At 32.7% G+C, this 26910-nt stretch carries 21 protein-coding genes; 7 read left to right on the forward strand and 14 right to left on the reverse strand.

Features of this window, described 5'->3' with window-relative positions; genetic code table 11:
- Position 1 precedes the first annotated feature (1 nt).
- Positions 2-1690, forward strand: coding sequence for a zinc ribbon domain-containing protein (locus tag ACWVCY_RS00630; protein WP_455139423.1), 1689 nt, complete (start codon positions 2-4; stop codon positions 1688-1690).
- 8 nt (positions 1691-1698) lie between these two features.
- Here ACWVCY_RS00630 and ACWVCY_RS00635 read toward each other — a convergent pair whose 3' ends face one another.
- Positions 1699-2673 carry a 2-hydroxyacid dehydrogenase gene (locus ACWVCY_RS00635; RefSeq protein WP_455139425.1) on the reverse strand — a complete coding sequence of 325 codons (975 nt, stop codon included), beginning with the start codon at positions 2671-2673 and terminating at the stop codon, positions 1699-1701.
- Between the two features lie 22 nt (positions 2674-2695).
- Positions 2696-4252: an amidohydrolase gene (locus ACWVCY_RS00640; protein WP_455139427.1), complete on the reverse strand. Its 1557-nt coding sequence runs from the start codon at positions 4250-4252 to the stop codon at positions 2696-2698.
- 239 nt (positions 4253-4491) lie between these two features.
- Here ACWVCY_RS00640 and hypE point away from each other — a divergent pair, with 239 nt between their 5' ends.
- Positions 4492-5499 carry a hydrogenase expression/formation protein HypE gene (gene hypE / locus ACWVCY_RS00645; protein WP_455139429.1) on the forward strand — a complete coding sequence of 336 codons (1008 nt, stop codon included), beginning with the start codon at positions 4492-4494 and terminating at the stop codon, positions 5497-5499.
- A gap of 10 nt (positions 5500-5509) precedes the next feature.
- On the opposite strand, the gene ACWVCY_RS00650 is transcribed toward hypE, so the two are convergent.
- Positions 5510-5761, reverse strand: coding sequence for a HypC/HybG/HupF family hydrogenase formation chaperone (locus ACWVCY_RS00650; protein WP_455139431.1), 252 nt, complete (start codon positions 5759-5761; stop codon positions 5510-5512).
- A 187-nt stretch (positions 5762-5948) separates the two neighbouring features.
- On the opposite strand from ACWVCY_RS00650, the gene hypF reads away from it, so the two are divergent.
- The 5 genes from hypF to ACWVCY_RS00675 all read left to right on the forward strand — a co-directional run bounded on the left by hypF (position 5949) and on the right by ACWVCY_RS00675 (position 12872).
- Complete coding sequence (gene hypF, locus ACWVCY_RS00655) at positions 5949-8330, forward strand: carbamoyltransferase HypF (RefSeq protein WP_455139433.1); 2382 nt, start codon at positions 5949-5951, stop codon at positions 8328-8330.
- A gap of 152 nt (positions 8331-8482) precedes the next feature.
- Positions 8483-9073, forward strand: a complete 591-nt coding sequence (locus tag ACWVCY_RS00660; protein ID WP_455139435.1) for a hypothetical protein — start codon at positions 8483-8485, stop codon at positions 9071-9073.
- A gap of 122 nt (positions 9074-9195) precedes the next feature.
- Positions 9196-10956, forward strand: coding sequence for a hypothetical protein (locus ACWVCY_RS00665; RefSeq protein ID WP_455139437.1), 1761 nt, complete (start codon positions 9196-9198; stop codon positions 10954-10956).
- 36 nt (positions 10957-10992) lie between these two features.
- Positions 10993-11844 (forward strand): AAA family ATPase, encoded by an 852-nt coding sequence (locus ACWVCY_RS00670; protein WP_455139439.1) that lies wholly within the window; start codon positions 10993-10995, stop codon positions 11842-11844.
- Positions 11845-11885: 41 nt separating this feature from the next.
- The gene (locus ACWVCY_RS00675; protein ID WP_455139441.1) at positions 11886-12872 is read left to right on the forward strand and encodes a VWA domain-containing protein; all 987 of its coding nucleotides are present in this window, start codon (positions 11886-11888) and stop codon (positions 12870-12872) included.
- Here ACWVCY_RS00675 and ACWVCY_RS00680 read toward each other — a convergent pair.
- From ACWVCY_RS00680 to ACWVCY_RS00730, 11 genes are all read right to left on the reverse strand, one after another.
- The gene (locus ACWVCY_RS00680) at positions 12869-14380 is read right to left on the reverse strand and encodes a M48 family metallopeptidase (RefSeq protein ID WP_455139443.1); all 1512 of its coding nucleotides are present in this window, start codon (positions 14378-14380) and stop codon (positions 12869-12871) included. The genes ACWVCY_RS00675 and ACWVCY_RS00680 overlap by 4 nt on opposite strands.
- A 127-nt stretch (positions 14381-14507) precedes the next feature.
- Positions 14508-17237, reverse strand: a complete 2730-nt coding sequence (locus tag ACWVCY_RS00685) for a calcium-translocating P-type ATPase, PMCA-type (RefSeq protein ID WP_455139445.1) — start codon at positions 17235-17237, stop codon at positions 14508-14510.
- Between the two features lie 240 nt (positions 17238-17477).
- Positions 17478-18653, reverse strand: a complete 1176-nt coding sequence (locus ACWVCY_RS00690) for a GTPase (protein ID WP_455139447.1) — start codon at positions 18651-18653, stop codon at positions 17478-17480.
- A 160-nt stretch (positions 18654-18813) separates the two neighbouring features.
- Complete coding sequence (locus ACWVCY_RS00695) at positions 18814-19728, reverse strand: tRNA-dihydrouridine synthase family protein (RefSeq protein ID WP_455139449.1); 915 nt, start codon at positions 19726-19728, stop codon at positions 18814-18816.
- 102 nt (positions 19729-19830) lie between these two features.
- On the reverse strand, positions 19831-20841 hold the full coding sequence (locus ACWVCY_RS00700) for an NAD-dependent epimerase/dehydratase family protein (protein WP_455139451.1): 1011 nt from the start codon (positions 20839-20841) through the stop codon (positions 19831-19833).
- 78 nt (positions 20842-20919) lie between these two features.
- Positions 20920-21714 (reverse strand): DNA-methyltransferase, encoded by a 795-nt coding sequence (locus ACWVCY_RS00705; protein ID WP_455139453.1) that lies wholly within the window; start codon positions 21712-21714, stop codon positions 20920-20922.
- Positions 21715-21847: 133 nt separating this feature from the next.
- Entirely contained in the window at positions 21848-23191 is a 1344-nt protein-coding gene (locus tag ACWVCY_RS00710; protein WP_455139455.1) for a M20/M25/M40 family metallo-hydrolase, read from the reverse strand.
- Between the two features lie 18 nt (positions 23192-23209).
- Positions 23210-24427: a hypothetical protein gene (locus ACWVCY_RS00715; protein ID WP_455139457.1), complete on the reverse strand. Its 1218-nt coding sequence runs from the start codon at positions 24425-24427 to the stop codon at positions 23210-23212.
- Positions 24428-24505: 78 nt separating this feature from the next.
- Complete coding sequence (locus ACWVCY_RS00720) at positions 24506-25540, reverse strand: hypothetical protein (protein ID WP_455139459.1); 1035 nt, start codon at positions 25538-25540, stop codon at positions 24506-24508.
- Between the two features lie 13 nt (positions 25541-25553).
- Positions 25554-25754, reverse strand: a complete 201-nt coding sequence (locus ACWVCY_RS00725; protein ID WP_455139461.1) for a hypothetical protein — start codon at positions 25752-25754, stop codon at positions 25554-25556.
- 126 nt (positions 25755-25880) lie between these two features.
- Positions 25881-26906: a radical SAM protein gene (locus ACWVCY_RS00730; protein ID WP_455139463.1), complete on the reverse strand. Its 1026-nt coding sequence runs from the start codon at positions 26904-26906 to the stop codon at positions 25881-25883.
- Positions 26907-26910 lie beyond the last annotated feature (4 nt).

Here is a 26910-nt window from a genome sequence, read left to right on the forward strand (position 1 = left end):
AATGCCTCGCGGTGGCGGTGGTGGATTCCGTGGAGGAGGAGGTGGAGGAGGCGGATTTCGAGGAGGAGGGTTTAGAGGCGGAAGTGGTAGCTTTCGAGTAGGCAGTGTGAGATCTTCAGGACGTCCATTTGGTCGTACTGGAGCACGAAGGACAGTCTCACGATCACCTAGTCGTCAAAGTACAGGTCGTTCCACTTTTTGGAGACGTCCTCATAGACATTATTGGGGACCTTATTATAGACCATGGTACCGACGTTGGTGGTATTGGAACTGGTGGTGGGGATATCCTGGAAGACCATGGTATTATGCTCCTGTATATTGGGGCGGAGGTGCAGCTTTAGCAATTATAATTGTCCTCCTAATAATACCAATTATTGGTCTGGCAATTATTCCATATCCATTTACTAATGCCTCATCAGATGGATTGGTTAATTATAGAGATACTCAGACATTATATTATAATGAATATTGGTATGAACGAGAAACTATGTCAACCGGTGGTTCTATAACATATTCGATGGAAGCTATCAGTCCTTCGGGTCAAGGAGTAACATTTATCATAGCAAATCATCCATTTGAAGCTTTTCCAGCAACTTCTCAACGTTCAGGAACCTATAGTGAAAATGATATGGTTGTTCAAGCAGATCATGACTATCAATACCTAGGGTATTTCTTGAAACCTGGGTCATCTTTGGATTATTCTTTTGAAGTGGTGTCAGGTGAAATAGAATTTTTCATTGCAGACGCGAATGATCTAAATAAATGGAATAATTGGGAAACAATTGTACCTGAGGATGAATATATTGGTAGTGGGAATTATAGTAATCAATTTATCATTCCATATGCTCAAGATTGGTACCTTGTATGGTATAACCCATATGCAACTCCTGCAGTCATCGATTTCATCGTTGATTATATTGCTGAAGATGTTTATGACTTCAGTTCAGCTCCTGTTAATATTGGCCCTACTGAGACAGTTCCTGAGAGTACCTTTGTAGTACCCAGTAGTGGTACTTGGTATTTCTTTGTCTACTTGGATCCGTTTGTTAATCCTGATTATTCTGTCGAAATCACGTTCGATGTTTCTTATGAGACTGGAGTAACCCATACAGATCGATGGACTGATTTTAGACCGATTCTTTTAGTTATTGGAGCAATAATTGTAATTATTTTAATCATCGCGTTAATTCAACGCAGATCTAGAAAAAGTCAACCTCCAGATACTACAACAGTTACTCCAGTTACCCCCTCAACGGCTCCTTCTGCTGATGTTGTTACAACATCTTCCAGTGGTCAGTGTCAAAGATGTAGATATGACTATAGGGCAGGAGATATTTATTGTAAGAATTGTGGGGCAAAATTGATCGGAAGGGACTATGGATCCTCCAACGTAACTACTCCTGCATCGTCGAATAATTGTACGAGCTGTGGACAAACAATAATTCCTGGTAGTAAATATTGCAAACATTGTGGGGCAAAGGTCATCACTGAAAAAGGATATTCGTACTTCCCTGATGAGAGAAAATCATTCTATTGCCAATTAGATGGATCAAAACACCCTTCAACTGATTCAGCATATCAATGTACGCAGTGTTCTAGAATGATCTGTAAAAATTGTTATGATGATCTGAGTAGAACGGAAGTTTCTGTTTGTCCGTATTGTAAAGGGTCTCTTCATCAAATTCAATGATAGACCTTTTATTTTTTTTTATTCAATTCTGGAATTAAATTAGGAGGCCTATTTCCAGCCTCAATTGCTATAATATTATTTGCAACCATTACTGCCATTGCATTTCTTGCGTTGGTTGTTGCAGATCCTAAATGTGGTGTCATAACTATGTTTTTCAGCTTTCTCATTCGCTCAGAAATAAAAGGTTCATCATAAAAAACATCTAATCCTGCTCCTGCTATCAATCCAGTCTCAAGTGCTTCAATCAGGTCAGTTTCATTTATTACTTTTCCACGAGTCGTATTAATTAAATAAGAAGAAGATTTCATTACTTCTAACTCATTTTTAGATATTAAATGGTGAGTCTCTTCAGTATAAGGAACATTTAAACTAAGAATATCAACATCCTTTAGTAGATCCTTTAAACTAGGATAATGAATGAATCCAAATTTTTCTTCTAATTCAGGTTTTCTTGTCCTTGAATGATAAATAATTTTCATGTCAAAGCCTATTCCTCGTTTTCCCACGGCACTCCCAATTCGACCTGCACCTATAATTCCCAGTGTTTTTCCTGTGACTTCATAACCTAACATATATTCTGGAAACCAACCAGAAAACGCATTTCGTCGACAAATGCTATCGCCTTCTATTATCCTTCGTGTAACAGCTAATATTAAAGCCCAAACTAAATCAGCTGTTGCATTGGTCAAAACATCAGGTGTATTTGTTACTTTTATACCAAATTCTTTTGCTGCTTCAATATCAATATTATTATAACCTACAGCATAGTTAACTATTCCTTTAAGGTTAGTAGCGAGCTCCATATGATGTTTTGTGATTTGAATAGATAACAATGGTATTAAATACTTAGTTTCAGGCAATTTTTCTTTAAGTTGATCATCAATAGATAGATTTTTGTCTAAAACTTCTATTTCAAAGTTTTTTTCTAATAAAATAATACCTTCTTTTGGGATACGATGTGTACAAAGTACTTTAGGTTTCATTTCATTAATAATTCCTTTAATTTTATTCTGATTGATAAATGATAGAGCCACCGACAACAGTAGAGTCAATTAAATTTGAGTTTATTTCTTCAGGATCAATTGAATTAAGAGGTTTTTTCAAAATAACAAAATCTGCGTACTTATTTTTAGTTATGCTACCTAGTAATGACTCCATAAACAAGGCATGAGCATTATTAATAGTATAAGCTTTTACAGCCTCCATCAGGGGTATTTGTACCTCATGAGATGGAAAAATTAATGCCTCTCTTATCCCAAAAAGTGGATCAAGGGGCATATTATCTGAACCAAAGCAAAGATGAGCCTTATGAGTCAAAATAGTGTTAAATCGATTGAGTTTCAGAAAACGATCCTTTCCAAGTCTTTGTTCATACAACTGCCCTGGATATTGCCATTTTAAAAAGTTTGGTTGCATAGATAATATTATTCCAAGTTCTTTTGCTTTTTGAATTTGAGGATTTGAAATACATTCAGCATGCTCAATTCTATGACGTCTTTCAGTAAATGTTTTTCCTAATCCTTTTAACGCCTTCTCATAACAATTTAACAAACGCTCAATTGCCTGGTCTCCAATTGCATGAATACAAATGGTATATTCATTTTCTTCAGCAAATTTGATTTGTGCTACTAATTCATCGTCATTTAAGAAAATTTCGCCATTCGTATCAATATCCTCATATCTAGAGCTCAATAAAGCGGTATAGGCCCCCAAAGCTCCATCATAAAAACCTTTGAATCCAGAGAAACGGAGATAAGACGAACCCCAGTTTTGAGTCATTCCTATTGCATGAAATTGCTTAAGAGAATTTCGAGTCGGATTAAGAAAAATTCGAATTCCTAATTTCTTCCCAGTATCCAATGTAAAATAAGCTTTCAGTATATTTTTCTGTCCTTCAGGTGTTATAGTTAAATTATCAACAACAGATGTAATACCTTTTGATGCAGCGAAAGAAGCGGCTTTTTCAATACTATTGGGAATTAAATTTTGGTAAAATGGTGTCATATCAATCCAGACATCCTTTAATATACCTGAAGGAATTCTAGTTGAATCTTTGTCTACTCCAGGATGGTTTAAATCAAGATTTAAAGCTTTAAATGCAAGACTATTAACTACTACTAAATGTCCATCCTCTCTTTTCGCATACACAGGGTTTTTTGGGGCAATTATATCTAAATCTACTTTTTGAATATATTTTTTAGAATCAAGCCATTTTGATTCATCCCAATTTGAAGCAAATAACCATTCACCTGGTTTCTTCTTTGAAATCTCTTCTTCAATTTTATCTAATGTTTTTCTATAGGTTAATATATTTGATAAATCAACTGATAAAATTCCAGAATCCTTCCAAAGATGTGTATGAAGATCAATAAACCCAGGAATGATCGCTTTTTCAGCAAGATTGGTGAAATTTGTTGTATTTTTCAGGAATTTTTCTTTATGAGAACCAACATAAACAAATTTATCATTCTTTACTGCTATCATTTCTACAGAAGGATTTATAGAATCCATTGTTTGAATATGATCACCAAAAAGAACCCAATCATAATATTCTTTTGTCATATTTTTAGAACAACCTATTAATTAATCCAAATCAAATCGAGGATATTTTTAAGTGGTTTTTCGTCTTTTCATTTAAGTATCAAATGGTTAAATCAAGGATTAATTTTAACGAAGAAAAATTAAGAAAACTATTAATTTCTATAAATTAAGCTCTTTTCACTATATTTCGATAATATGTAATTATCAATGTATACAGGTGACTAGAAACGACAGATAATACACGAATTATAGAGTTGGACATGGGTCATGGGGGTAAGAAGATGGACTTCTTAATTGAATTTATAGCCAATAGAATAGCAATAAAAAAAACTTCAGAAAATGCATTAGGGGTAGAAGCATTTGATGATGGAGCAATTATTCCTTTTGCTAATCAGAATTATAATATTGTTGTTACAACAGATTCATATACTGTGACACCCATTTTCTTTCGCGGAGGAAATATTGGGACTCTAGCTATTTCAGGTACAATAAATGACCTCCTAATGATGGGAGCAAAACCAATTGCTATAACATTAGCACTAATAATAAGAGAAGGATTTTCATTTCAGGAATTAGGGGAAATAATTAAAACAATATCCGATATTTCTTCAAAATATGGGATTGCTATTGTTGCAGGTGATACTAAGGTTATGCCAAGAACAGCAATGAATGAAGTTACATTAATTATTAATACAACTGGATTTGGTGTGATTCCTCCCAATATGAGAATAACTGACAGTTCTATAAAACCTGGCGACAAAATAATTTCCACAGGAACTTTAGGTGACCATGGATTTGCTATGTTAGCAATTAGAGAAGGTATTGAGTTAGAAACTACACTTGAATCGGATGTTGCCCCCTTAATTGACCTCATTCTTCCTTTGTTAAAGTATAGGATACATGCGATGAAAGATCCTACACGAGGGGGGTTAGCCAGTGTTCTAAATGAATGGGCTAAAAAATCAGCTGTTTCTATCTGGTTAGAGGAAGCTACAATACCAGTTAAAGAAGAAGTAAGGATAATTTCTGAAATTTTTGGAATAGATCCTTTATTGGTCTCAAATGAGGGAAAAGCAATTCTCGCGGTTCATCCTGAGGACGCAGATAAAATTCTTAATGAAATTAAACGTTCAAAATTAGGAAAGAAAGCTGCAATTATTGGTGAGGCAAAATCTAATAGAAAAGGCCAAGTATTACTTAAAACCCGAATTGGGGGTCATAGAATATTAGATAAACCTGTTGGTGAACCAATTCCTCGGGTTTGTTGAGTCTTCCCCTTTAAGTTGAGGGTGTAGAAGATTCCTTTTCAGATGCCCATATTTCTTCCCAAAGTGTAAGAATCTCTTTAGCTTCTTGGGGTTCAATCTTAGATACTGCATAGCCAGTATGGATTAATATCCAGTCTCCTTGCTTCACCTCATCAGGAAGTAGAGCAATACTTATTTCTCTTTTAACACCTTGTCCAAAATCAGCTAGAATCATCGTCTTATCAATAAAATTAACAACTTGAGCGGGAATTGCAAGACACATTCTTAATTATACCCCTTCTATTGGTCTAGAATCACTAAATATTGTAAATTTTTTATCTTTGATAAGTTTAATTATTTTTTTCATGTTCATCCATTAGTTTAATCTCGTCTTTTTTCCTTTACATGAGGAGATTATATACGGTAATAATTTGATAAAATTTAGATTTCAGCCTAATTGTGGTTTTCCTTTGTATTGTACTATAACAATAACAGGTGTTGTGCAAGGGATTGGATTTCGTCCTTTTGTATATAATATTGCAGTAAATCATAATCTTCAAGGATTTGTATTAAATCGTGGGGATGCAGGAGTTGAAATACAGATTAAAGGAACTAGAACTAGCATCAATAGTTTTATAGCGGATCTTAAAAATAAAAAACCTCCACTAGCTCGTTATGAATCCTTTCAAACAGCTTTTAATGTCCAAAATGATATTTTAGACAATTATCATTCATTTAAAATTGAAAAAAGTTCACTGATGCAAGGATCTTCTGGTTATATTCCACCAGATCTACCTATTTGTAATATTTGTATTGAAGAAATGACTTCAGATCCTCGTCGGAAGTTTTATCCCTTTACTTCGTGTGTTGAATGTGGCCCTCGTTTTACTGTAATTACGTCTCTCCCATATGATCGCCCACGTACAGTTATGGATCAATTTCCATTATGTAATGATTGTTTAACTGAATATTCTAATCCTAATGACCGTAGATTCCATGCACAAACTACATGTTGTTGGAACTGTGGTCCTAAATATTCATTAATTGATAAAAAAGGAAATATAATTATTGATCCTCTTAGCTTTCAATCAAAATGGCAGGAGATTAATACTTTAATTAAAGAAGGGTATATTATTGCTATTAAAGGAATAGGAGGAACTCATCTTGCTTGTAGTACACTACAAGATGATCCAATAATTCGATTACGTCAATGGAAGGGAGCTAGAGGGGAAAAACCGTTTGCTGTTATGTCTGGGAATATTCCAAAGGTTAAATCATTTGCTTATTGCAGTGAAGATGAAGAGAAAATTCTCCATAGCTTAGCAAGACCAATTGTTTTATTAAATAAGAATAAAGATTATTTTCTTTCGCAATTTGTCTCTCCAAAACTTCATAACATCGGAGTTATGCTTCCATATGCAGGTATTCATGTGTTACTTGCGAATAATACTACTGAACCAGCCTTGATTATGACATCTGCAAATCCAAGTAATTTACCTACATTGATTAATAATTCACAGATTATTTCTGATTTATCCCCAATAGCAGATTATTTTTTATTGCATGATCGAGAAATCTTTCAACGTGCTGATGATAGTGTATTAAGAATTCATGATCTAACAAGCTCTTCTCGGCCTTTGTTTATTCGTAAAAGTCGTGGTTATGTACCTGAACCGATTTCTCTTCCTTGGACTACTCCCTCTCCTAATGTATTAGCATTGGGAGCTGAAATGTATAATGTGGGAGCTTTAGGACTTAAAAATCAATGTTTTGCTACTCAACACATCGGTCATATGTCTACACTCGAAAACATTGATTTTTTTAACGATTCAATTCAACATTTCAGAAAGTTATTAGGTATAAAGAATATCGAAGCCATTGGTGGTGATTTACATCCTGATTTTTTTACCACAAAATTGGGGTATCGACTCTCCGAGGAACTTCATGTGCCCTTTTATCAATTTCAACACCATCATGCTCACTTAAGCGGATTATCGTTGGATGGAAAAGCCAATCCAGATGATTTAATAATTTGTGTTGCATTGGATGGCACAGGTTTTGGATCTGATGGAAATATTTGGGGAGGTGAAATTTTATTGGGTAATTATGAAGAATTTACTCGGGTAGCACATTTAGAAAATCAAATACTTTTTGGAGGCGATAAAGCTATAGTTGATCCTCTTAGAGTTCTTCTTTCCATACTTCTGAAAGGATTCAATATTGATGACTTAACTGTTTGTCTTCAATCATTACCATGGCTAACTTGGATTCCTCAACGTGATGATTATCAGATTCTTAGTACTCAAATCACCCATTCTTTATCTAAAAATACATCTAAAAAGATTATACAGACATCTAGTACAGGTCGTATTCTAGATACAATTAGTATTATGCTTGGAGCTTCTCGTGAAAGAACTTATGAAGGAGAACCCGCAATCAAGTTAGAATCTTTAGCTGAGAAGGCAAAAAAGCGTTCTAAAAATTTAGATTTTGATTTACCAATTTCTACTAAGTCAGGAGGTAAGATTATTATAGAAACTTCTCCTTTTATATTTGAAATCTGGAATGAGATCCAATCCAATAGCTCTTTACCTGAAATAGCATATGCAGCTGAATTAGCAATAGCGAAATCCTTTGCAATGGTAGCAATAGATTGCTTAAATCAGCATGGAGCATCTAAGGTGGGATTATCTGGGGGAGTTGCATTCAATAGGGTAATATTTTCTGAATTTTATCGAATCTTGGAAGCGAATAACCTAGGAAAAAAGATAATTTACCATCATCAAATTCCCTGTGGAGATGGAGGAATAGCTATAGGTCAAGTCCCCCTAATCCAAGCAAAACTCCTTTAAAGCCCTTCTCTTCTTTTTAAAGGAATAAAAAAGTAACCCAAGTGTCATCATATTGAATACATTTAAAATATACATCACATAATTACCCGTAGTATATTCCTTAAAGAAACTTCATATCTTTCTTTATGAAGAAAAAAGAGAGTCGATATAGAATGGCATTACCTGAAAAAAATAACGCTAAAATACCTTTATATCAGAATGGTCTTCGAGATTTATACCAATCACTAATAGAATTAAAAAAGATTCTTAAAACTCCAGATGATAAATCAGCAGATGAACTTTATAAACACCTAGTGACTATTGAAGACGCTTTGGAGACATTATTGAACTGGATTAAGCTTGAAAAGAATGGTCTTCGCAATTTTGAAACTATTCTAGAATGGACAAATCAATTAGCACAAGATGGTTCAATGCATATAGATGAATTAAGAAGTCGATTAAGAACAATTCTACTCCCACAAGTTGAATCATTTACCCAAAACCTTGCTACTGGAGAAAAAAGTGCACTAAAAGTGTTAGATGTAATTAAGAAAAATCTAGAATCTGTACAAACATTTTTAAAGATGGTTCAGCAACAAAATTTTAAGCTATTAACCATGATTGGTTATGAACCTCAAGATGGTACCTCTCACTTAGATCTTGCCCTTTTCAATCTATATCAAGGTCGAATCCCGGATTTTAATAAGGAATTAAGTTATTTAAAACAAAACTTGCAGGTTAAGGAATCAAATGGATCGAGTTAAATTTGCTAGAACTTAAAAAAGATCCAAAGAGGATTTGATTCCTTTGGTGTATTATCCACAATTTTAAATTTAAAAAGTACAAAAATTCATCAAAATAAAAAAAAAGTAGTAAGGTGTGTTTTTTGGCAAAAATAAACCCAAAACTAGCATTCATTCAAAGTATAGCAGAACAAGAGCGACTTCAAGATCAACAAATCTCTGCTGAAATCAAATCTGCTCTTAATATTCTTCAAAGATCCCCAAAGTCTTATTATACACTTCAAGATATTGAAAAAATGCTCGAAGGATTGAAAGTAAAGATGCAGGAAATAAATAAATCAACACATACTGAATTTTCAAAGCGAGGTTTAAAAGAGGTAGATAATCTCGACTTGATGGATACTAGTGTCACATTAATCACTATAGAGGAATTAGATCAGCTCAAACGCGAAAATACAGAATTGAAAGAACAAAACTCTGATATTACCACTTTCGAGATGAAAATAAATGATTTAAATATTCTATTAGAAGAAAAAGAAGCTTTGATCTCCCAATTAAAAAGTAAACCAGAAATTGACTCTAAAAAGGTACAAGAAACTATTCAGGAGTTAAATCGTCTTCAAAAACTTTATGATGAATCACAACGTGAATTTAAAAAAGCAATTATGGAAAAAGAAAAATTTGAAACAGAATTTGAGAATATTGGCAACACTCTTATGGCTACTCGATTAGAAATAGAAGAATTGCAGGAAGTCCTCGCCAAAAAAGATATTGAAATTGGAAATCTTACCTCAGAGGTTCAAGTTTTATCCATACAGGCTGAAGAAAATATTAAAATTAAAGAAACATTAAACAATCGAGAGAAAGAACGCGAAACTATAAAAAACGAACTGAGAGATTATAGAACGAGGATCTCTAACCTAGAAAAGGAACTCAAAAACCAAGAAGAGAAAATTGAGGAACTAGAACAAGAAAATGAGGATCTCCTTCTAGATTCAGGAGAAACAGCCCAAGAAGCTGTTGAATTAAGGAGAAAATTAACTGATTTACAAAAGAACCTTGATCAACGAGAAGCAGAATTTCGAGAATTATCAATTAAAGCTGAGAGAAGCGACCGAGACACACAGGAAGTGTCAGAACATTTACAGAATCGGCTAAATTCTTTACAAGAAGAACTTAATGAAACTCGTAAGATTAATTTAAGTTTAGAATCAAAGATTGAGGAACTTGACATCGAAATCAAGAGCAAAAACGAAAGAATCACTATTATAGAAAAAGATAAAGAGAAACTCCTAGAATCATTCTCAAATTTGAAAATTGAACAAGAAAAACAAAAATCAACAATTAATGATCTTAAAACTCAACTTACAACTAAAGAAAGCGAATTAGATGAAATTCAAAAAGAATTGGAAACACAAAGAGAAGCAAAGGAGGAAATTTCACATTTAGCAGATAGTTCACGATCAAAACAGGCTGAAGCTCAAAGAGAACGCGATATTTTCGAAACGAAAATTAGAGCACTAGAAACGAGAATAAAGGATTTTGAATCAGCTAATGAAAGACTAGAAAAAAGAACGAATGAGTTATCGAAAGATTTGGAAAAGGTTTCTCAAGATTTAATGGCTACAACAAACCTTAACAAGAAATTGGAAAAATCTAACTTAAAACTTAAAGATGTGGTTGAGACTTTACGAGTGAACCTTGCGAAAAATCCTAAATTTGCTTTATTATTTATTTTACAGGACATTCGACAAGCATCAGTTGGAGAACTGGCAAAATCAGCAGCAATTCAATTAGCCTTTGCAGCACGATTATTACAAGATCTTCATTCTGAAGGTTGGATTGAATTCAATGAAGAAACTGGAATTGCTTCACTAAAAAAATCACTTCTTGAAGCAGAATAAAGAATTCAAACCGAATAAATAATTAGGTGTATCAGAATGGATGTTGTTTCACTCCTAAAGCTATGTAAAAAGAATTTAATCGGTTTAGATTCAGAAATTAGTTTAATAATTTCAGCAATAGACAACCAAATTCCAGTAATGATAGAGGGAGACTCAGGAACTGGGAAGACTGAATTAGCAAAAACCTTAGCATCTGTTTTATTAAGGCCATTCTATAGAGTTGATGGGGATGAAAATCTTACTATAAATAAAATAAGGGGATGGTTTGATCCTCCATTAGTAATGAAATTAGGCTTTAGTAAACAAAGTTTTGTTGCAGGTCCATTAGTTAGGGCAATGCAAGAAGGAGGACTTTTTTTCTTTAATGAAGTGAATAGAGCACCCAGTGAATCATTGAATGGTGTATTAGCAGCAATGGATGAAAGGAAAATTGACATCCCCCAAATGGATCGAATAGAAGCAACTAATACTTTTTATTCGATCTTCACTTTAAATCCACAAGAATACGTTGGGACAAATCCACTTCCAGAAGCTTTTTTTGACCGCTGTATATTAATAAAATTATCACATAAGTCTGGGCAAGAGGCAGAACAAATTGTTCAGCTACGTACAAATTATAATAATAATGATCTAATTTCTAAAATTGTTAAATTTACAGACGAAACGAGAATTTCAAAGTACTTTGAGAGAGGAGCTAGTGTAAGAGCTGCAATTCAATTGACTCAGCTTTTGAAAAGTCAAATATTATCTCCTGAAAATGTTCTTTCTGCAATTTTTGCAGTATATTCAGGAAAAGTAAAATTACACCCAGATATTGCAAAATCCGTGAATGAATGCTTGAAAGAACTCGCTGAACCGATTTTTTTAATCCCAACAAAAAACTCATAGAGCGGGACGTTGATCCCGCAATTCTCTACTATCAAAAGCTGGTGAATTCCACCTTTAAAAGTTCGCTACTTGAACAAATTTATGAAGTTCAATCCCAACAAAAATTTGACCAAAGTAAAGCTTTTGATTTCACACGAAAGGCGTTTCAGCATAAGGAAATCCACGTAGTAGAACTTATTTCTGAATCATTCCCTAAAATTGTTACAGAGGTTATTGAACTAGATAAAATTGATTTGAATTTAATCTTAGAGTCATCTACATTAATATTTCAACTTAAGGAATACTTAAGTGCTGAAGATCGCAAATTTCTCTTACAGAAAATTATTCCTCGCTTAATAAAACATGCAGAAAAAATATATAACACTATAAACAGATCTAAATACCCCAATGTTCAATCCTATTCTCCTGGTAATGAATGGGATACAGAACGTACTATAGAAAATTTTTTATGTTCAGGAGACTCGTATTTTTCTTATAAGCATGTTATTTGCAGCACAAGATATGAAAAACAGAAGAATGTGATCCTAATTATAGATAAAAGTCATTCAGTTTTACTCTACCTCAAATGGATTATATTAACCTCAATACTATTTTGTCGATCAATGAAACTTAAAGACATCTCGCTTATTGTTTTTGACACTTCAACAGAACTTCTTAAGTCATTTAATGACATTTCCATCAATGTTGATAGTTTAACGAATAGATTAGTTAATCTTGGGTCTGGAGGAAAAACAAATATTTACTCAGCTCTTGAGCTGGCAAATTCTGAATTTTTAAAACGTATAAGTCCTCATAAATCTCTTGTGATGATTTCAGATCTCTTAGCAACTAGTGGAGCAGATTTTTTGCCTCTTTTAAAACGAATTGAGCATGTAAAGATTATCTTGACCCCAAGAAGACAGACACTCCAGTTAACAAAACCAATTTTAGGAGAATTAAGACGGATGGCTAATGTAAAAATTCATTTGATGCCAACAGATGAAAAAGATATCCCAAAAATGTTGGAACAAGTCCTATATGACTATTAACTTCTCACACCTGAAATATTTTCCTTAATAGCTACGGAGGTAACACGATTCAAGATTTCTTCATATTGTTGGGGATTGAAAAATCTAAAAACAGCTAAAACTCTTGTTCTGAAGTTAGGATGATCCTGATCCTGCTCATTAGTTCCTAATAATTCATGTTCAAAAACCATTTTATCGGGTTGAGCAATTAATGTCTCAATAAAACTCTCAATTTCCTCTTCCTCTAATATAAAGTTCGAATCTGAATCAAAAAACCTCCAATCAATAGTTTTTTGCTTCAAATCACTTGGTTTCAAATCTTTTGATTCTTCATCTAAATCAGCAAAATATTTACTCCTTTTTTCTAATAAAGCGGGAACAGCTTTTTCTATCAATTCATTTTTTATTTTCTCATCCAATTCAATTCCATAATTACTTATGAGCTCATCAAATTTCGCTTCAAGGAATACTTTAGGAGCATTTTCTCTTGCAATATCTTCATCAAGCTGATTTTTAGGGAATCTTTGATTCACCATACGAAGAAAAGCTGTTGTGGGCTTCCTCGAACCTGATAAACCTTCTAACCACTCAATTTCACGATATAAGGTCTGCATTGCCTCACTTCTTTGACCCAAATGGATTAAAGAATTTATAAGGACATTAGGCCCAAATAATTCTGCAGCATAATAATCTGCTAAAAATTCTGCATTCCTATTTGCTGAATAAAGAAAATGCACAGTAAATCTCATAACAAATGCTATTAACAAATATACAAATAAAAGAAAAATTGCTCGATTCAGAGCTGCAAGATAATCCTGACTATCGAAAATTGCAGTGAGTATCCCAGTCCCAACTTGGAGATAAATAAAAAGATAAGCTAGAGTTAAAAAGGTTCGTGGTATTGATAAGACTAATCTGACCAAACTATCTCCATTTTTTACGTGAGCTAATTCATGTGCGATTACAGATTCAATTTCCTTATCATTAAGAATTTCTAAAACATTAGTATTAAGTACAAGGTAGGGGCGTCTTAAAAAAGGAATTGGAAGTAGATCCAAACTAAAAGCATTAGGCACAGCTTTTCGATATACAAAGATTTTCGTTACTCGAATCTTTGCATGATTGGACACTTTAGTGACTAATGAAATTGTTTTTTCTACAAGTGGTGCTTCTTCTGGTGAGTGTGCAGGACCATAGAGTGGTTCAGGATATATTTGAACCATATTCTTATTTGAAAAAACAATATTAATCAGAAACGCTAAAAGTAGGATCTGTAATCCAGCTGTGAGTAAAACAAGAAGAGCTGTAAATCTAAGGTTTATATCTCCAGTTTCATCAAAAGGATTTAGGGTTATGTAAAAACCAAAAATATGAAGTGCTTTCATAGAAAAAGGGGTGTTAGTCGGTATTTGAGGAGGAATTTGGCGTATTGATACCCAAGAAACGAAAATCATCTGTAAATATGTGAGTAAAAAGAAAATTGCAGCATTAAACATTCGTGAAAGTCTTATTCTTAGGATAGATGTCAAAGAAAGATCCTCAATTACTCAAAACTTAATAGTTTATTTATATTCTCATAATTTTTGGTTTTCTTAAAAAAATTCACTTTGAAGCTTAAAGATTAGAATTATTAAAGGATTTATCGAATGTTAATTATCACCAATATCCTGCTAAATGCCGAAAACGTGGGAATTTATGAGCAATAAAGGTACGAAGCTCATCTATTATAATTAATAGACTACCTACTCCAAAGATTACCATCCAATCCGTAATGGAAAGAGGTACTGTTTCAAAAAATGGATTAAAGAATGGTACGTAAATTACTAAAAAATGTAAGAATATGGAAGAGGAAATTGCTAGCAATAAATAGGGATTTCGAAAGAATTCTTTACCTAGAAGTGAGTGTTCTTCTTTTCTAATGTTCAGGGCTATAATCATTTGAAATATAATTAATTGTGAAAAGGCCATAGTTCTGGCATAAATTTCATGTTCATGATCAATTGCAGGATTATATGCTAAGAAAATCATTAAAGTTAAGACCCCAATAATTATTCCAGAATAAAATATAAAATAAAGTGATTTTCTGGTCAGAACTGGTTCTTGCGGATTTCTAGGTTTTCTTATCATTACATCTGGATCAGGAGGATCAACACCCATGGCTAATGCAGGTAAGCCATCTGTAACTAAATTAACCCATAATATTTGTATCGCAATTAATGGAAGAATAGGCCCATCATATAATAGAGACGTAATGACAATACCTACGAACATAACCATTATTTCACCTGCATTACAGGATAATAAATAAAGGATAAACTTCCTCATATTGTCATAAATTGTTCTACCTTCTTTAATTGCTCCAATTATTGTAGAAAAATCATCATCAGCCAAAACCATATCCGAGGCTTCTTTTGAAACATCAGTTCCTGAAATTCCCATAGCAACTCCTATATCAGCTCTTTTCAAAGCAGGAGCATCATTAACTCCATCCCCTGTCATAGCAACAATTTCATTTTTTGCTTTAAGGGCAGTAACTAATCTCAACTTGTGCTCAGGAGATACACGCGCATATATACTAGTATTATGAATTACTTCTTCTAATTCAGAAGAACCCATGTTTGCGAGCTGTTTCCCTTCAAGAAATTGGCTACTATCGGAAACATCATCAATTAATCCAATCTCCTGAGCAACAGCAACTGCGGTCTTTAAATGATCTCCTGTAATCATTATAGGACGAATTCCTGCCTTTTTACACGTTTCTATCGCTTTTTTAGTACCTTTTCTAGGAGGATCCATTATTGCTACAGCTCCTAAATAAATTAACTGTTCTTCAATCTTTTCTGTATCTTCAGATATTATGTTGATTTCCGCTTTAGCTTCTGGAAGCTTTTTATATGCCATACCAAGCATTCGAAATCCTGATTGGGCAACAGCTTGTTCATCGTCCTCTAACCTCTTTTTTGTCAATTCATCTAATTTTAAAACTTCTCCTTCAGAAAAATAATAAGTACACAAGTTTATGAGAACATCTGGAGCACCCTTAGTGAAGACAAAATAATTTCCACTTGGATCCCTAACTAGAACACTCATTCGTTTAGAATTTGAATCAAAAGGAACCTCTAAATGTCTTTCATATTGAGAGTGAATTTTTAAGCGATTAGCGACTTTCAATAACGCTAATTCAGTAGGATCTCCTATTTCAGCTGTTTTTTTATTCCCTTTCGGTGAAAGTTGAGCATTATTACAAACCATTCCAACGGTAAGAATCTTAGAAATGTTTTCATTAATCTCTAAATCGTCTGATATGGTGTATTGACCTACAGTGGTTAAAATTCTTCTAACTGTCATTTTATTTTCTGTTAATGTTCCTGTTTTATCACTACAAATAACAGTAGTACTTCCTAAAGTTTCTACTGAGGGTAATCGACGGATAATGGCATTACTTCGACTCATTCTCTGAACTCCTAAAGCTAGGGCAAGAGTAACTACAGCGGGCAATCCTTCAGGTACTGCAGCTACAGCTAAACCTACCGCTACAATAAACATTTTAACTACTTCTTGTTTTAGCAAAATCCCCATAGTGAATATTACTCCACAAATAGTTAGGCTTGCAATACCTAACCACTTTCCTAAAGTAGTTAAACGCTTTTGAAGAGGAGTTTCTTCAACTTCATCTTCCATTAATCCTTTTGCTATCAATCCGAATTCTGTAGACATTCCAGTATTTACAATTAAAGCGTGTCCTCTACCACGAGTAATACTTGTCCCACTAAATAGTGAATTTTTACGATCACCAATAGAAACATTACTTAATATCCGATCAGACACCTCTTTTACTACAGGGAATGACTCACCTGTAAGAGGCGATTCATCAACAAACAATGACATTGCTTGAATTAATCGAGCATCAGCGGGGATTTTATCACCTTCCTCGATCAGAATAATATCACCTGGAACTAAAAATCGAGCTTCAATTCTTTGTTTATTCCCGTCTCTAATAACAGTGCTAAAAGGAGCAGCCAAGGATTTTAACGCCTCAATTGATTTTTCAGCCCGATATTCCTGTATAAATCCAAATAAAGCATTAAATAAGACAATTGTTGAAATAGCAATTGAATCAATGAAATATTCTATCTGTTCATTTGGATTATGGGAAAATAATCCAATTAAAACAGAAATTCCTAGTGCCACAAGTAATATTATAACTAAAGGATCTTGAAACTGTGCCAAAAAAGTAAAAAAGGGATGTTTCTTCTTTTTCTTCTGAATTTCATTAAACCCATATTTGGTTAAGCGAAAGGATGCCTCTTCAGTAGAAAGTCCTAAGTCGGAACTATTTAGATCATTATAAAGATCTTTAAGAGGTTTAACGTACCACTGATCCATATTACTTTTCACCACATTTAATACAAAGAAGAATAAAATAATATTTAAAAATTCTTGAAGCTATTAATCCTTGAATTCCTCTATTTTTAGTTTTAAAAGAATATTTTTCAATAAGATATGTTGATTTCTACAATTGCATGATTAATGCAATCCCTTTTAAATTTCTCTGAAAGCTAATATGATATATCAAGAATAATAAATAATTACGATAATCTGAAAACACAATGTTCTTAGGTGTTATTATGCAAAAACTTGAATTATATCACCATCTTGTAGGATTCGATCTAATCCAACTTTTTCTCCATCATAATTTGCAGAAAAACCCCAAATCCGTGCAAAACGGAAGAATTTAAGCATTTTTTTTGATAGAACTTCTATAGCATTTTCAACAGTGCTACCTTTTTCTAAAATAATGGGTCTTTCAGCAATTTCACCCTTTATATTTCTAGTATAGACTCTAATTTTCCCCAGCTTTTGAAAAATGACTTCTTCAACATTTTCAAATCCTATCTTCTGGACTTGTGAAGTTGGTATTATATCAAATTTTAGACCATTTTCATCAATATATTGTCTTAGAGCAAAAAAACCTGCCTTTGATCTTTCTTCATCTCCTTTCGTAGCAATAATTAATGCTGGTAAATAACTGATTGAAAGATCTAGGGCATCTATAAACTGAGAAACACTTGTAGGACCATGAAAACGAACAATAGCGTTCAAAAATCCATTAGATCGCATAAGATCAATTATTGCATCTTTTCCTTCACCCTCGAAAAAATGGTCATTAAATACTTGTATATTACCTGCTCCAACTTTTTCAATACTTACAGGAGGTTTAGAAGAGTTTAATCGAATCCTTCCAATGTTAAGCTCTTTCATAATTATTTTGAGTTGATCTATAGGGTCAGTAGAAATATCTATAGCTATTATTATACAATCAGCGTTCCTTACTCCAGCAAGTACCAATTTCCCAGACATTTCACCTTTTGCACTACCATTAACTAGTGCTGGAAGTTCTACTAGCTGTAAACGTGCCCCTTTTGCTGTAGTAGACCCAACTTCGGGTTTTACTGTTGTAAAAGGATAAGAACCAACTTTTGAGGCTTCAGATTGAGCAATTTCATTTAATAAAGATGATTTTCCAGAATTAACCATTCCAATTATAGCTATTTGAGCATCTTCTCCCTTTGGAATGAGCCATCGCTCCCCTCCGCTTTTTTTCTGTTGTTTCCTCTTTTCTTGTAGTGCTTTTAATTTCTTTAATTTAGTTTTAGCCATAGCAAGGTGTTTTTCAACTCCTTTATGCTTGACACAAACCCCAAGAAACCTTTCTAAGTGAAAAATTTGCTCCTCTATAGTATTAGCTTCTAAGTACTTATCCCATTCGACCTGCGCTTCTTGATTAAGATTAATTGGCATCTTAAACCCAAACTAAGGATAAATTTCAATCTGATTGGATTTTCAATACTGAGTATGATTATAATCAATCATTACAATGCATGAATTCTAAGAAAGTTATTCATTATTCATTCCTTTGAAGAACGATTTCTAATTTATATCTTTTGTAAAGTCAATTTGATTAGCCATAGGCTTCAAGAGCTTCTCTTGTGGTGCTAACAATGTCCTCAAGGTTTTGCATAGATGTAATCTTATTTCTTAGGTATGAGGAATAACGAAATTTCTTCAAAAAATCATTAGATTGTATTTTCACATATAAAGGAGAAAAAAAATTACTATCTTTCATATATTGTATTAAGATTTTATATTGAGCTGCTAAAGAAAGAGGGAAATTCTTATTAAACACTTTTGGATTCCCTCGTGCTGCACGGCCAATAGCAATTCCAGAAATCTTAGAATTTTCTAGTATTTTTAGTCCAATCTCCTTATTAGGTATATCTCCATTTGCTATGATAGGAATAGTAATTTTTTGAACTGCTTCATTCCAATTAGCCACATTTATTGGAATTTTATACGAATCAATTGCCAAACGGGCATGTAATGTAGCGAATGCAATATTATTTTTCTCTGCATGTTTTAAAATATTAAGATAGGTTTTTTCGGAAAACCCTAATCGCATTTTTATTGAAAAAGGTATTGTAGTTGTTGATCCACCTGTTTCAAGTAAATTCAGTAATAATCTACTGTTTTTAGGGATTAACAGAGCTGCTCCAAGATTTGCATTTGTTATTTTCCGTTTAGGACATCCAAGATTCAATTCTATAAAATCTGCTAATTTTTGTTCTTCTATTATATTGATTGAATCGATTAATTCTTTAACATTATTCGTGAGTAACTGAATTCCAAATTTTTTCTCATGCTTTGACTTCTGAATCCGATTTAGAGACTTTAATTGGTTAAGTATAAGCCCACGAGCAAATGTCATTTCTGATACTGTGACATCAGCTCCAATCTCAGCACATAATCTTCTAAATGGCGGAATAGTGATATTTGCCAAAGGGGAAAGAAAAAATGGATTCTTAAGTCCAAGTATCATCTGGTTTATTACCTCAAGTTAATCTACAATCAAAGAATGATCGGAAAAACTATTTCATATTAAATTTAAATTATTCTTCAATCTAAAAATTCAGATTTTAGATTAAGAGGGGGGAAATTTGTTATTCGTAACAAACCATTCATATGATTCAGTAATTGTTGTCTTTAGATCCTTTTCAGGATTGAAACCTAGATGATTCTTGATTTTTTTATCAATATAACGCCTAGACCTGGAAAATTTAGTAACCCGATACCGATTTAGAGTTGTCGGTCTTCCTGTGACTTTAGCATAAATTTCGGAAAGAACTGCAAGTGAATACACTAAATAGTAGTTTATTTCTTTAGGAGGAGCTGGAGGAGTAACTGTATCTACAATCAATTGTAAAAAGTCTTTTAAAAGGCATTCAAAAGATTTAAGATTATAAGCTTGACCTCTTGTTTTTTCTGGATTTTCAGCAACTAATAACAATGCTTTACTTAAATCATAAGGATGTATAAATGTAGAATATCCATTCCCACCTTTAAGAACTGGAAATTTATTCTGCCAAACTGCATTAAATATAGGCAGAAGTGTTTTTGTATCACGGGGGCCAATAACACTTGGTGGTCTTAGAATACTAAAATTTTTCCAACCATTTTCCTTGGAAAAGTCCCAAATTTCTTTTTCTTGTAAATATTTACTTCTTTGATAAATACTAGTTGGATTGAAAGGAAAAGATTCATCAATTGGGATTTCTGGAATATAATGACCATGAACTCCCGTAGAACTTGTGTGAACTAGGAAAGTGTCGGTATTAGAAGAAATACAAGCCTTAATAAGGTTTTTTACTCCTAAAACATTAACTTTATAGAGTTCACTCCATTGAGCCCAGTCATCTGCTAAGGAGGCTAGATTTATTACTACATCAACATCTAGAATTGCATTTTTCAAACTTTCAGAATCTGTTAAATCAGCTTTTATAGTTTTTAATCCTTTCTGTTCTATTTTCTTTTGACTTTCTAATGATCTACAGATAAAAAGGTAATCTCGCATGTCAAATGATTCTCTTTGTTGAATATTATCTATCAGAAAGCTTCCGACCAGTCCAGTACCACCTGAAATTAAATAAGTCATTCAGTTCCACCGTATTTATATTTAAATCCAGCCTTATGGTAAAAGAAACTCGCATTTAAAATTTTTATAATCTTATTTCTAAATTTCCTTCAAGAAAATGTCTAATTTATATTTCTTACTGTCTAATTGTTGCTTGAATTCGTTGATTCGAGTTTCAGCTACATCAAAAATTGGTTTCGAAAGTTCAAATCCATAGTATTGACGTTTATGTTTTATACAAGATAAAATTACTGATCCACTACCACAAAACGGTTCTAAAATCATATCTCCTTCTTTACTCCCAATTAATAAACATTTATCAGTTACTTCAAGAGGTAACCTTGTTGGAGTTTTCTTCCCTCCTTTCTGATAATCACGATTAATGTACCATACATCTTCAAAATATAATTTCCCAGGTAATTTAGAATTTGAATATTCTGGAAGACGATTAAATATTCTGGTTTTGTCATCTTTTTCAGAAAGCTTTGTTATATATAATATATGATAATGACTTGATGTGAAACGGTTTTTTGTGAAAACACCAAATTGATATTTCCAAATAATATGATTAACCAACCGAAATCCTACTTCTGTCAAAACATTCAAGATATCGCTTAGATTATTCCAACCAGAGAAAATAAAACCACTTGCAGTTGGTTTCATGATGTTATAGGCAGCTTTAATCCAACTTAATGTGAACTCATAGTATTCATTTTCAGGTATTTCAATATAATTATGCCCTAGCTCCTTCTGTTTTCTATTATATTGTGATCCTACATTTTGGAAATCAATACCAAAAGGAGGATCGGTTAATAGTAAATCAATTGACTCTTGTGGTATTTGGGTCAATCCTTCCCTGCAATCTATATTATAAATGGCATTTGGTGGTAACATTGATAATTGACCATAATTTTTTCTTACAAGAAGTCCAAAAAATATCATCCCTAATTAAATCTTCGTATAATAAGAGAATTAAATATCGTAAGAAATCATAATTTCAATACAGATGTTGTAATAGAAAGGAATTTTATTTTTCCTCTTTAATCAACCTTTTAATTATCTCTTTATAGATATTAGAAAACATCACTAAAGATTCCAAGTTAATAAACTCATTTGAACCGTGAACATTACCCCCAAATGGTCCTAAATCAATCACAGGGATTCCATTTGTATAACGTGAATCTGAAGCTCCTTCTTGCTCACAGGAATCACTAATCAAATTATAATCATGTAATACATTTTCAGCAACAGATACAAGGTGGGAAGTTTTATCTGTATAAAAATATCCAGAAGTTCCAGGACAAGAAATCGTTGTTATTGCTTTTAAGGACCCCAGTTGAGCTTTAAATGATTCAATTAATAATTCTTTTTCTTCAGAAGGCAAAAATAAACGAACATCAAAATATATGGTAGTTCCATCAATTTCTGAATAAGAAATTATATTTGGATTAACAGTTATTCCGAATTCACTGATTATTTTGGTTGGGACATGTAAGAGAACTATACTTCGTAAAGCAGTTAAAATCTGTGCAAGATTATCATCATATTCAATGAATTCAGTTCCTTCGTTTACAGGATCTATTAATTCAACAGTTATTTGATCTGGAATAACATTTCCTTTTATCCAAGACCCATAAATCGAATGAACTTTTAAATTTCTGTTTAAATGAAGAAACTTTGATAGAGATATAGCTGCATGAGTGTCACATCCTTTTACAAAATATGCACTATGGCGGTTATCATCTTCTAGAATTCGGGTATTAAAATTCTTGGAATATAATCTCCCTTTAATTTTTTGACGATTAGATGGAAGATGTATTTTAACTCCAAAACCAGCTCTACGTTTATTCACTACACGTGGTCCCCCATCAACATTTATAACATATAAGGGGGATAAATTCTCTTTTTTTAACCAATCGAAAAACATTTTAGCTCCATATTGTCCTCCAGTTTCTTCATCAGAAGAAAAATAAAAGCCTATTTTCTGTATTATATGATTGTGTTCCTCTATTAGTGATTTTAAAGCTAATAGGCAGGAAACTATTGAACCTTTACAATCTTTGGTTCCACGACCATAGGCTATTTTATTCTCAATTTTTAAATCAAAAGGATCAGAGATCCATTCTTTAGAAACTGGTACTACATCCAAATGACCCATGAAAAGGATATCTACAGGATTCTTAAGAGTAGGGGCAAAATAGATTGATTTATAATTATTTATATCAAAAATTTTAGCCCTATATCCAGGATTCCATTCTTTCAGAAGTTTATCTAAATAATCAAGTATTTTACCATTAGGGAACCGATTATTTGTAGGATCATTGATAGTATCATATGAAATTAATTTTTTAAGAATTTTAATGCCATCCATCAACCTTTCACCCAAAAATCACCTTATTCGGGATAAATACTGTTCAATACGCCTCCCGATATCATTAGAAAATTTCAGTAAAACTGATTCTTCAATTAAATGACCATTAAGAGCTTCTAATATTTTTTTTAGAGCTTTTTTTTGAGAATGAAACCCCTCTACTATCATTTTTTTACTAAAATGATCTTTTGTAGAAGCCCACCAGCTCACGCAGGAATATTGAGCTTTTGCATGTTCTTTTAATGCAATTTTCACATCATAATCATTTTCATCTTTTTTAGCTAATAAAAGAGCAATGGCATTTGAAAGCAAGTCTTGATGAATATTGAGTAGGTCATGAATCGAATTTCCTGGATAACTCCAAAGAGGATATGGAATATTCCGATAAAGATCCTCTTCAGAAGTACTCCAGCTACTTTCTCGAAATTGTACTATAGGTTGCTTAGGCATTGTTAAAAGTGTTGAGGCGGTACATGAATCAAAGGATTGCAAAATTTTAACTAAGAATTTGTCATAATTCAAATGATGCTCCCCAAAGGTTTCTAGATCAGTGGCAATAACGACAACGCCTTCAGGTTGGGAAATTTTTAGCATTTTAATGTGTTCTTTTAAATTATCTATTGAAGGATATTTTTTAAAGGATATATTGTTAGAAATTTCGTGATTTCGGTTGATTAAACTAAGATGAGGAGCATTAGGGTAAACAGAAACCCTAGTTAATAAAGGGATGGGAAATGGTGTGTTTGAACTAACGGAAATCTCTGGTACAACCATATAATGATACCCCAATGACTCAACTAATGTAGCAAGAGCTTTAGAAACTGCTAATTCAGGTGGCCAAAATCCCTTTGGCATCCAAACCTTCCCAAATACTCCAGAATTTATTCTATTATTCATCTCAATCTGTAACTTTGCTTCTTTCTCTGATAATAAGGGGAGAATTGGATGATAAGCCCCTGTTTCTAGGAATTCAAGTTGTTTATTTTCTGCTAGTGTTATGAGTTCTTCAATAATATTGGGATATTTTGGTTCTAAAAGCTCAACTAAACTTGCGTTAATATTTAATGTTATCTTAAAATTTGAATTTTCTAATAGTGAACTTATTACAGGGAGATAGCAATTTTTAACAATCCTATCGAGTATTTTTTCCTCTTGAGTCGGTGGCTGATAGGCATGTAAAATAACGATTACTTTGGTTATTTCTTTCTCTGAATTATGAATAGAATATTCCTCCATTCGTCCAAATAAGTGAAAATATCCTAAAAATTTAATGAATGAGGTTGAAATTCAATTATAAAACATAATTAAATTTTTTTAGAATCCTCTGGTCAATTCCCATAAACGACGACGTCGTTCAGCTCTTTCCTTTTCAATAGCTGCTCGTCTTTCAGCTTCAGTTTGATATTCTACTCTAGGAGTAGAATCTTTTTGGATTGATATTTGACTTGATGGTTGAAACTCTTCTTCAATTGAATCCTTTGATTCCACTTTTTCTTTTTGAGAAGAATCAAGAATATTTAAGGCATCTTTTGTATCAAATTTCTTTATAAATGACTCTGTTTGGTGATCTAAGGATTTTTCAGTCTCATCTAAGTCTTTAAATGCTTCAATCTTTTTAGTATAGTCAGGAACTTTTATTGGATCTCCTAAATCCTCACGAATGTTTCCATCCTTATCTAGAAGTTCTTCAAGTGGAGATTTTTGACGGGATTCACGAAAAAAAGATGCAACATCTTCAGTTGGATCAATAATTTCTTCTTTCACGTCTTCAGCCATTAATATTTTATCAACCGCGGATTCAGTTTTTTTGAGTATCTCTAGAATTTCTGATGTGGCAGGAATTTCAGGAGGACGTGGTTCTAAGACTTCCGCAAAATATTTTTGGCTTATATCATCTACAGTCGCTTCCACATCGTCTTCTAATGTAGTTTCTACTTTATATCCTTCTTCAAAATGAGTAGAGTCATCAGCATCCTGAATAGTAATTTTATCTGTTTGATCAATCAGTGGGGGAATTATTACTTGATCAGAATAGTCATCTGGAGTTTCTTGAATCTCTTCATGAGATTCTATTTGGGATAATATTGAATGATCTATAATTAAATCTTCTTTTTCTTTCCTTAACTTCTCAGTTTTAATTAATGGGAGTTCTTTGATACCTGTTACTTTTCGTAAAATGTCTAAAAAGACTCCAACTTCCTCACCATCTAATTCCAAGGCGAAAGATTCAGACTCAATCTTTATTTTTTCAATCTTTTGCGCTTTTCGGATTGCTAATAAACAAATTCTAGGCCCTTCTCGATCTAAACACCATGTTATACTTTCTTTATCTTGATATTCAATCTCCATTCGAAATCACCTATTACATCTCGTTCAAGAACTCTGCAAAAAGATTTATGAAATCATTCATCTCTTTATGCCCAAGAATAAGCGAACTATCTTTTTTTTCAAAAATTAAACTTTTTTTTCCCGTATCATTAGTTATTAAGTGGATTTCAATACTTTCACCAGACTTCAAGCGTATTCTTGTGCAGGAGTCAATTGTTTTTTCTGTGAGCTCCAAAACCTATTCACCTTTTGAAAATAATGAAGTGATAGTATTTAATAAAGTAATTGATACTAGATAATTTTACCTGAATCTCTTTTTTCAACCTCATTAAAGCCCAAGTGCATTAAATTCAAACGAATCTTAATCATTTAATACTGGTAAATTATAGAAATTACTTTCAAGTTGAGGAACAATTAGATTTTCAGAATAATTTGTTAAAATTATTAATCTACTAACACTAGATTCTTTTATAATGCTATATCCAGTTAAAGATTCTAATTCTTTTGAAAATTCATAAATTTTTTCATGTTGAGGCATTGCAGATCTTGGTAATCGCTTCTCTGCTGCACCAACATGAACAACTCCTTTTACCTCAATGAAAGAAGGTTTCATAAGTTTAATTAAGGAAGCATATCCTAATGCGTTATCAAGATTTAAACCATCCGCAACGGTCAAACGACCAACTGTACGAAAAGGAACTCCGTTTCCAACTATTTTGAGAGTTTCTAGAATTTGATAATAAGCCTTTTCTTTTTCTAATGGTCGATGTATATTCAAAAAATCTTTTATATCTGGAGTAGGGAGGGTTACATAGAATTGAGTAGGATAACTCTTTTTAATAAGTATTTCTCTCAATATATCAGGATAAGTACCATTTGTTACAATAAATACAGTTAATCCAGCTTTTTTCAATTTATCAATAAGTTCAGGAATCCAAGGGTAGAGAAAAGGTTCTCCAGTAAGACTTAAAGTTGCATGTCTAGGAGTCATTGCCTCTAGGTATTTCTCAGGAGTAATAAAAGGCTTATAACCACACATAATTCTCTGTTGACCCCATATTATTCCTTTTACTACCTCTTCTGGAGGATCAAAGATTTCTCTTAAATCATCAGAATTCATGGACTTATATTTTTGAAACATGCTTTTTATTCCAATATCTGACTCATGAATCCTCCAACAAAATTGACAGGTAAAATTGCAAATAAGAGTAGGACTAAATTGAATACATCGATGTGAGTGTATGCCATAAAATCGTTTATAACAATACAGATCTTGTTTTAACGCGTTATGAGCCCAATTACACTTCTTAACTGCTGTGTTTTTACCATATAACTGATATTTTTGTTTTTTAAGTAAGGCCTGTAGCTTGGGGTCTGCAAAAGACATAAAT

The sequence above is a fragment of the Candidatus Hodarchaeum mangrovi genome (assembly GCF_975850365.1).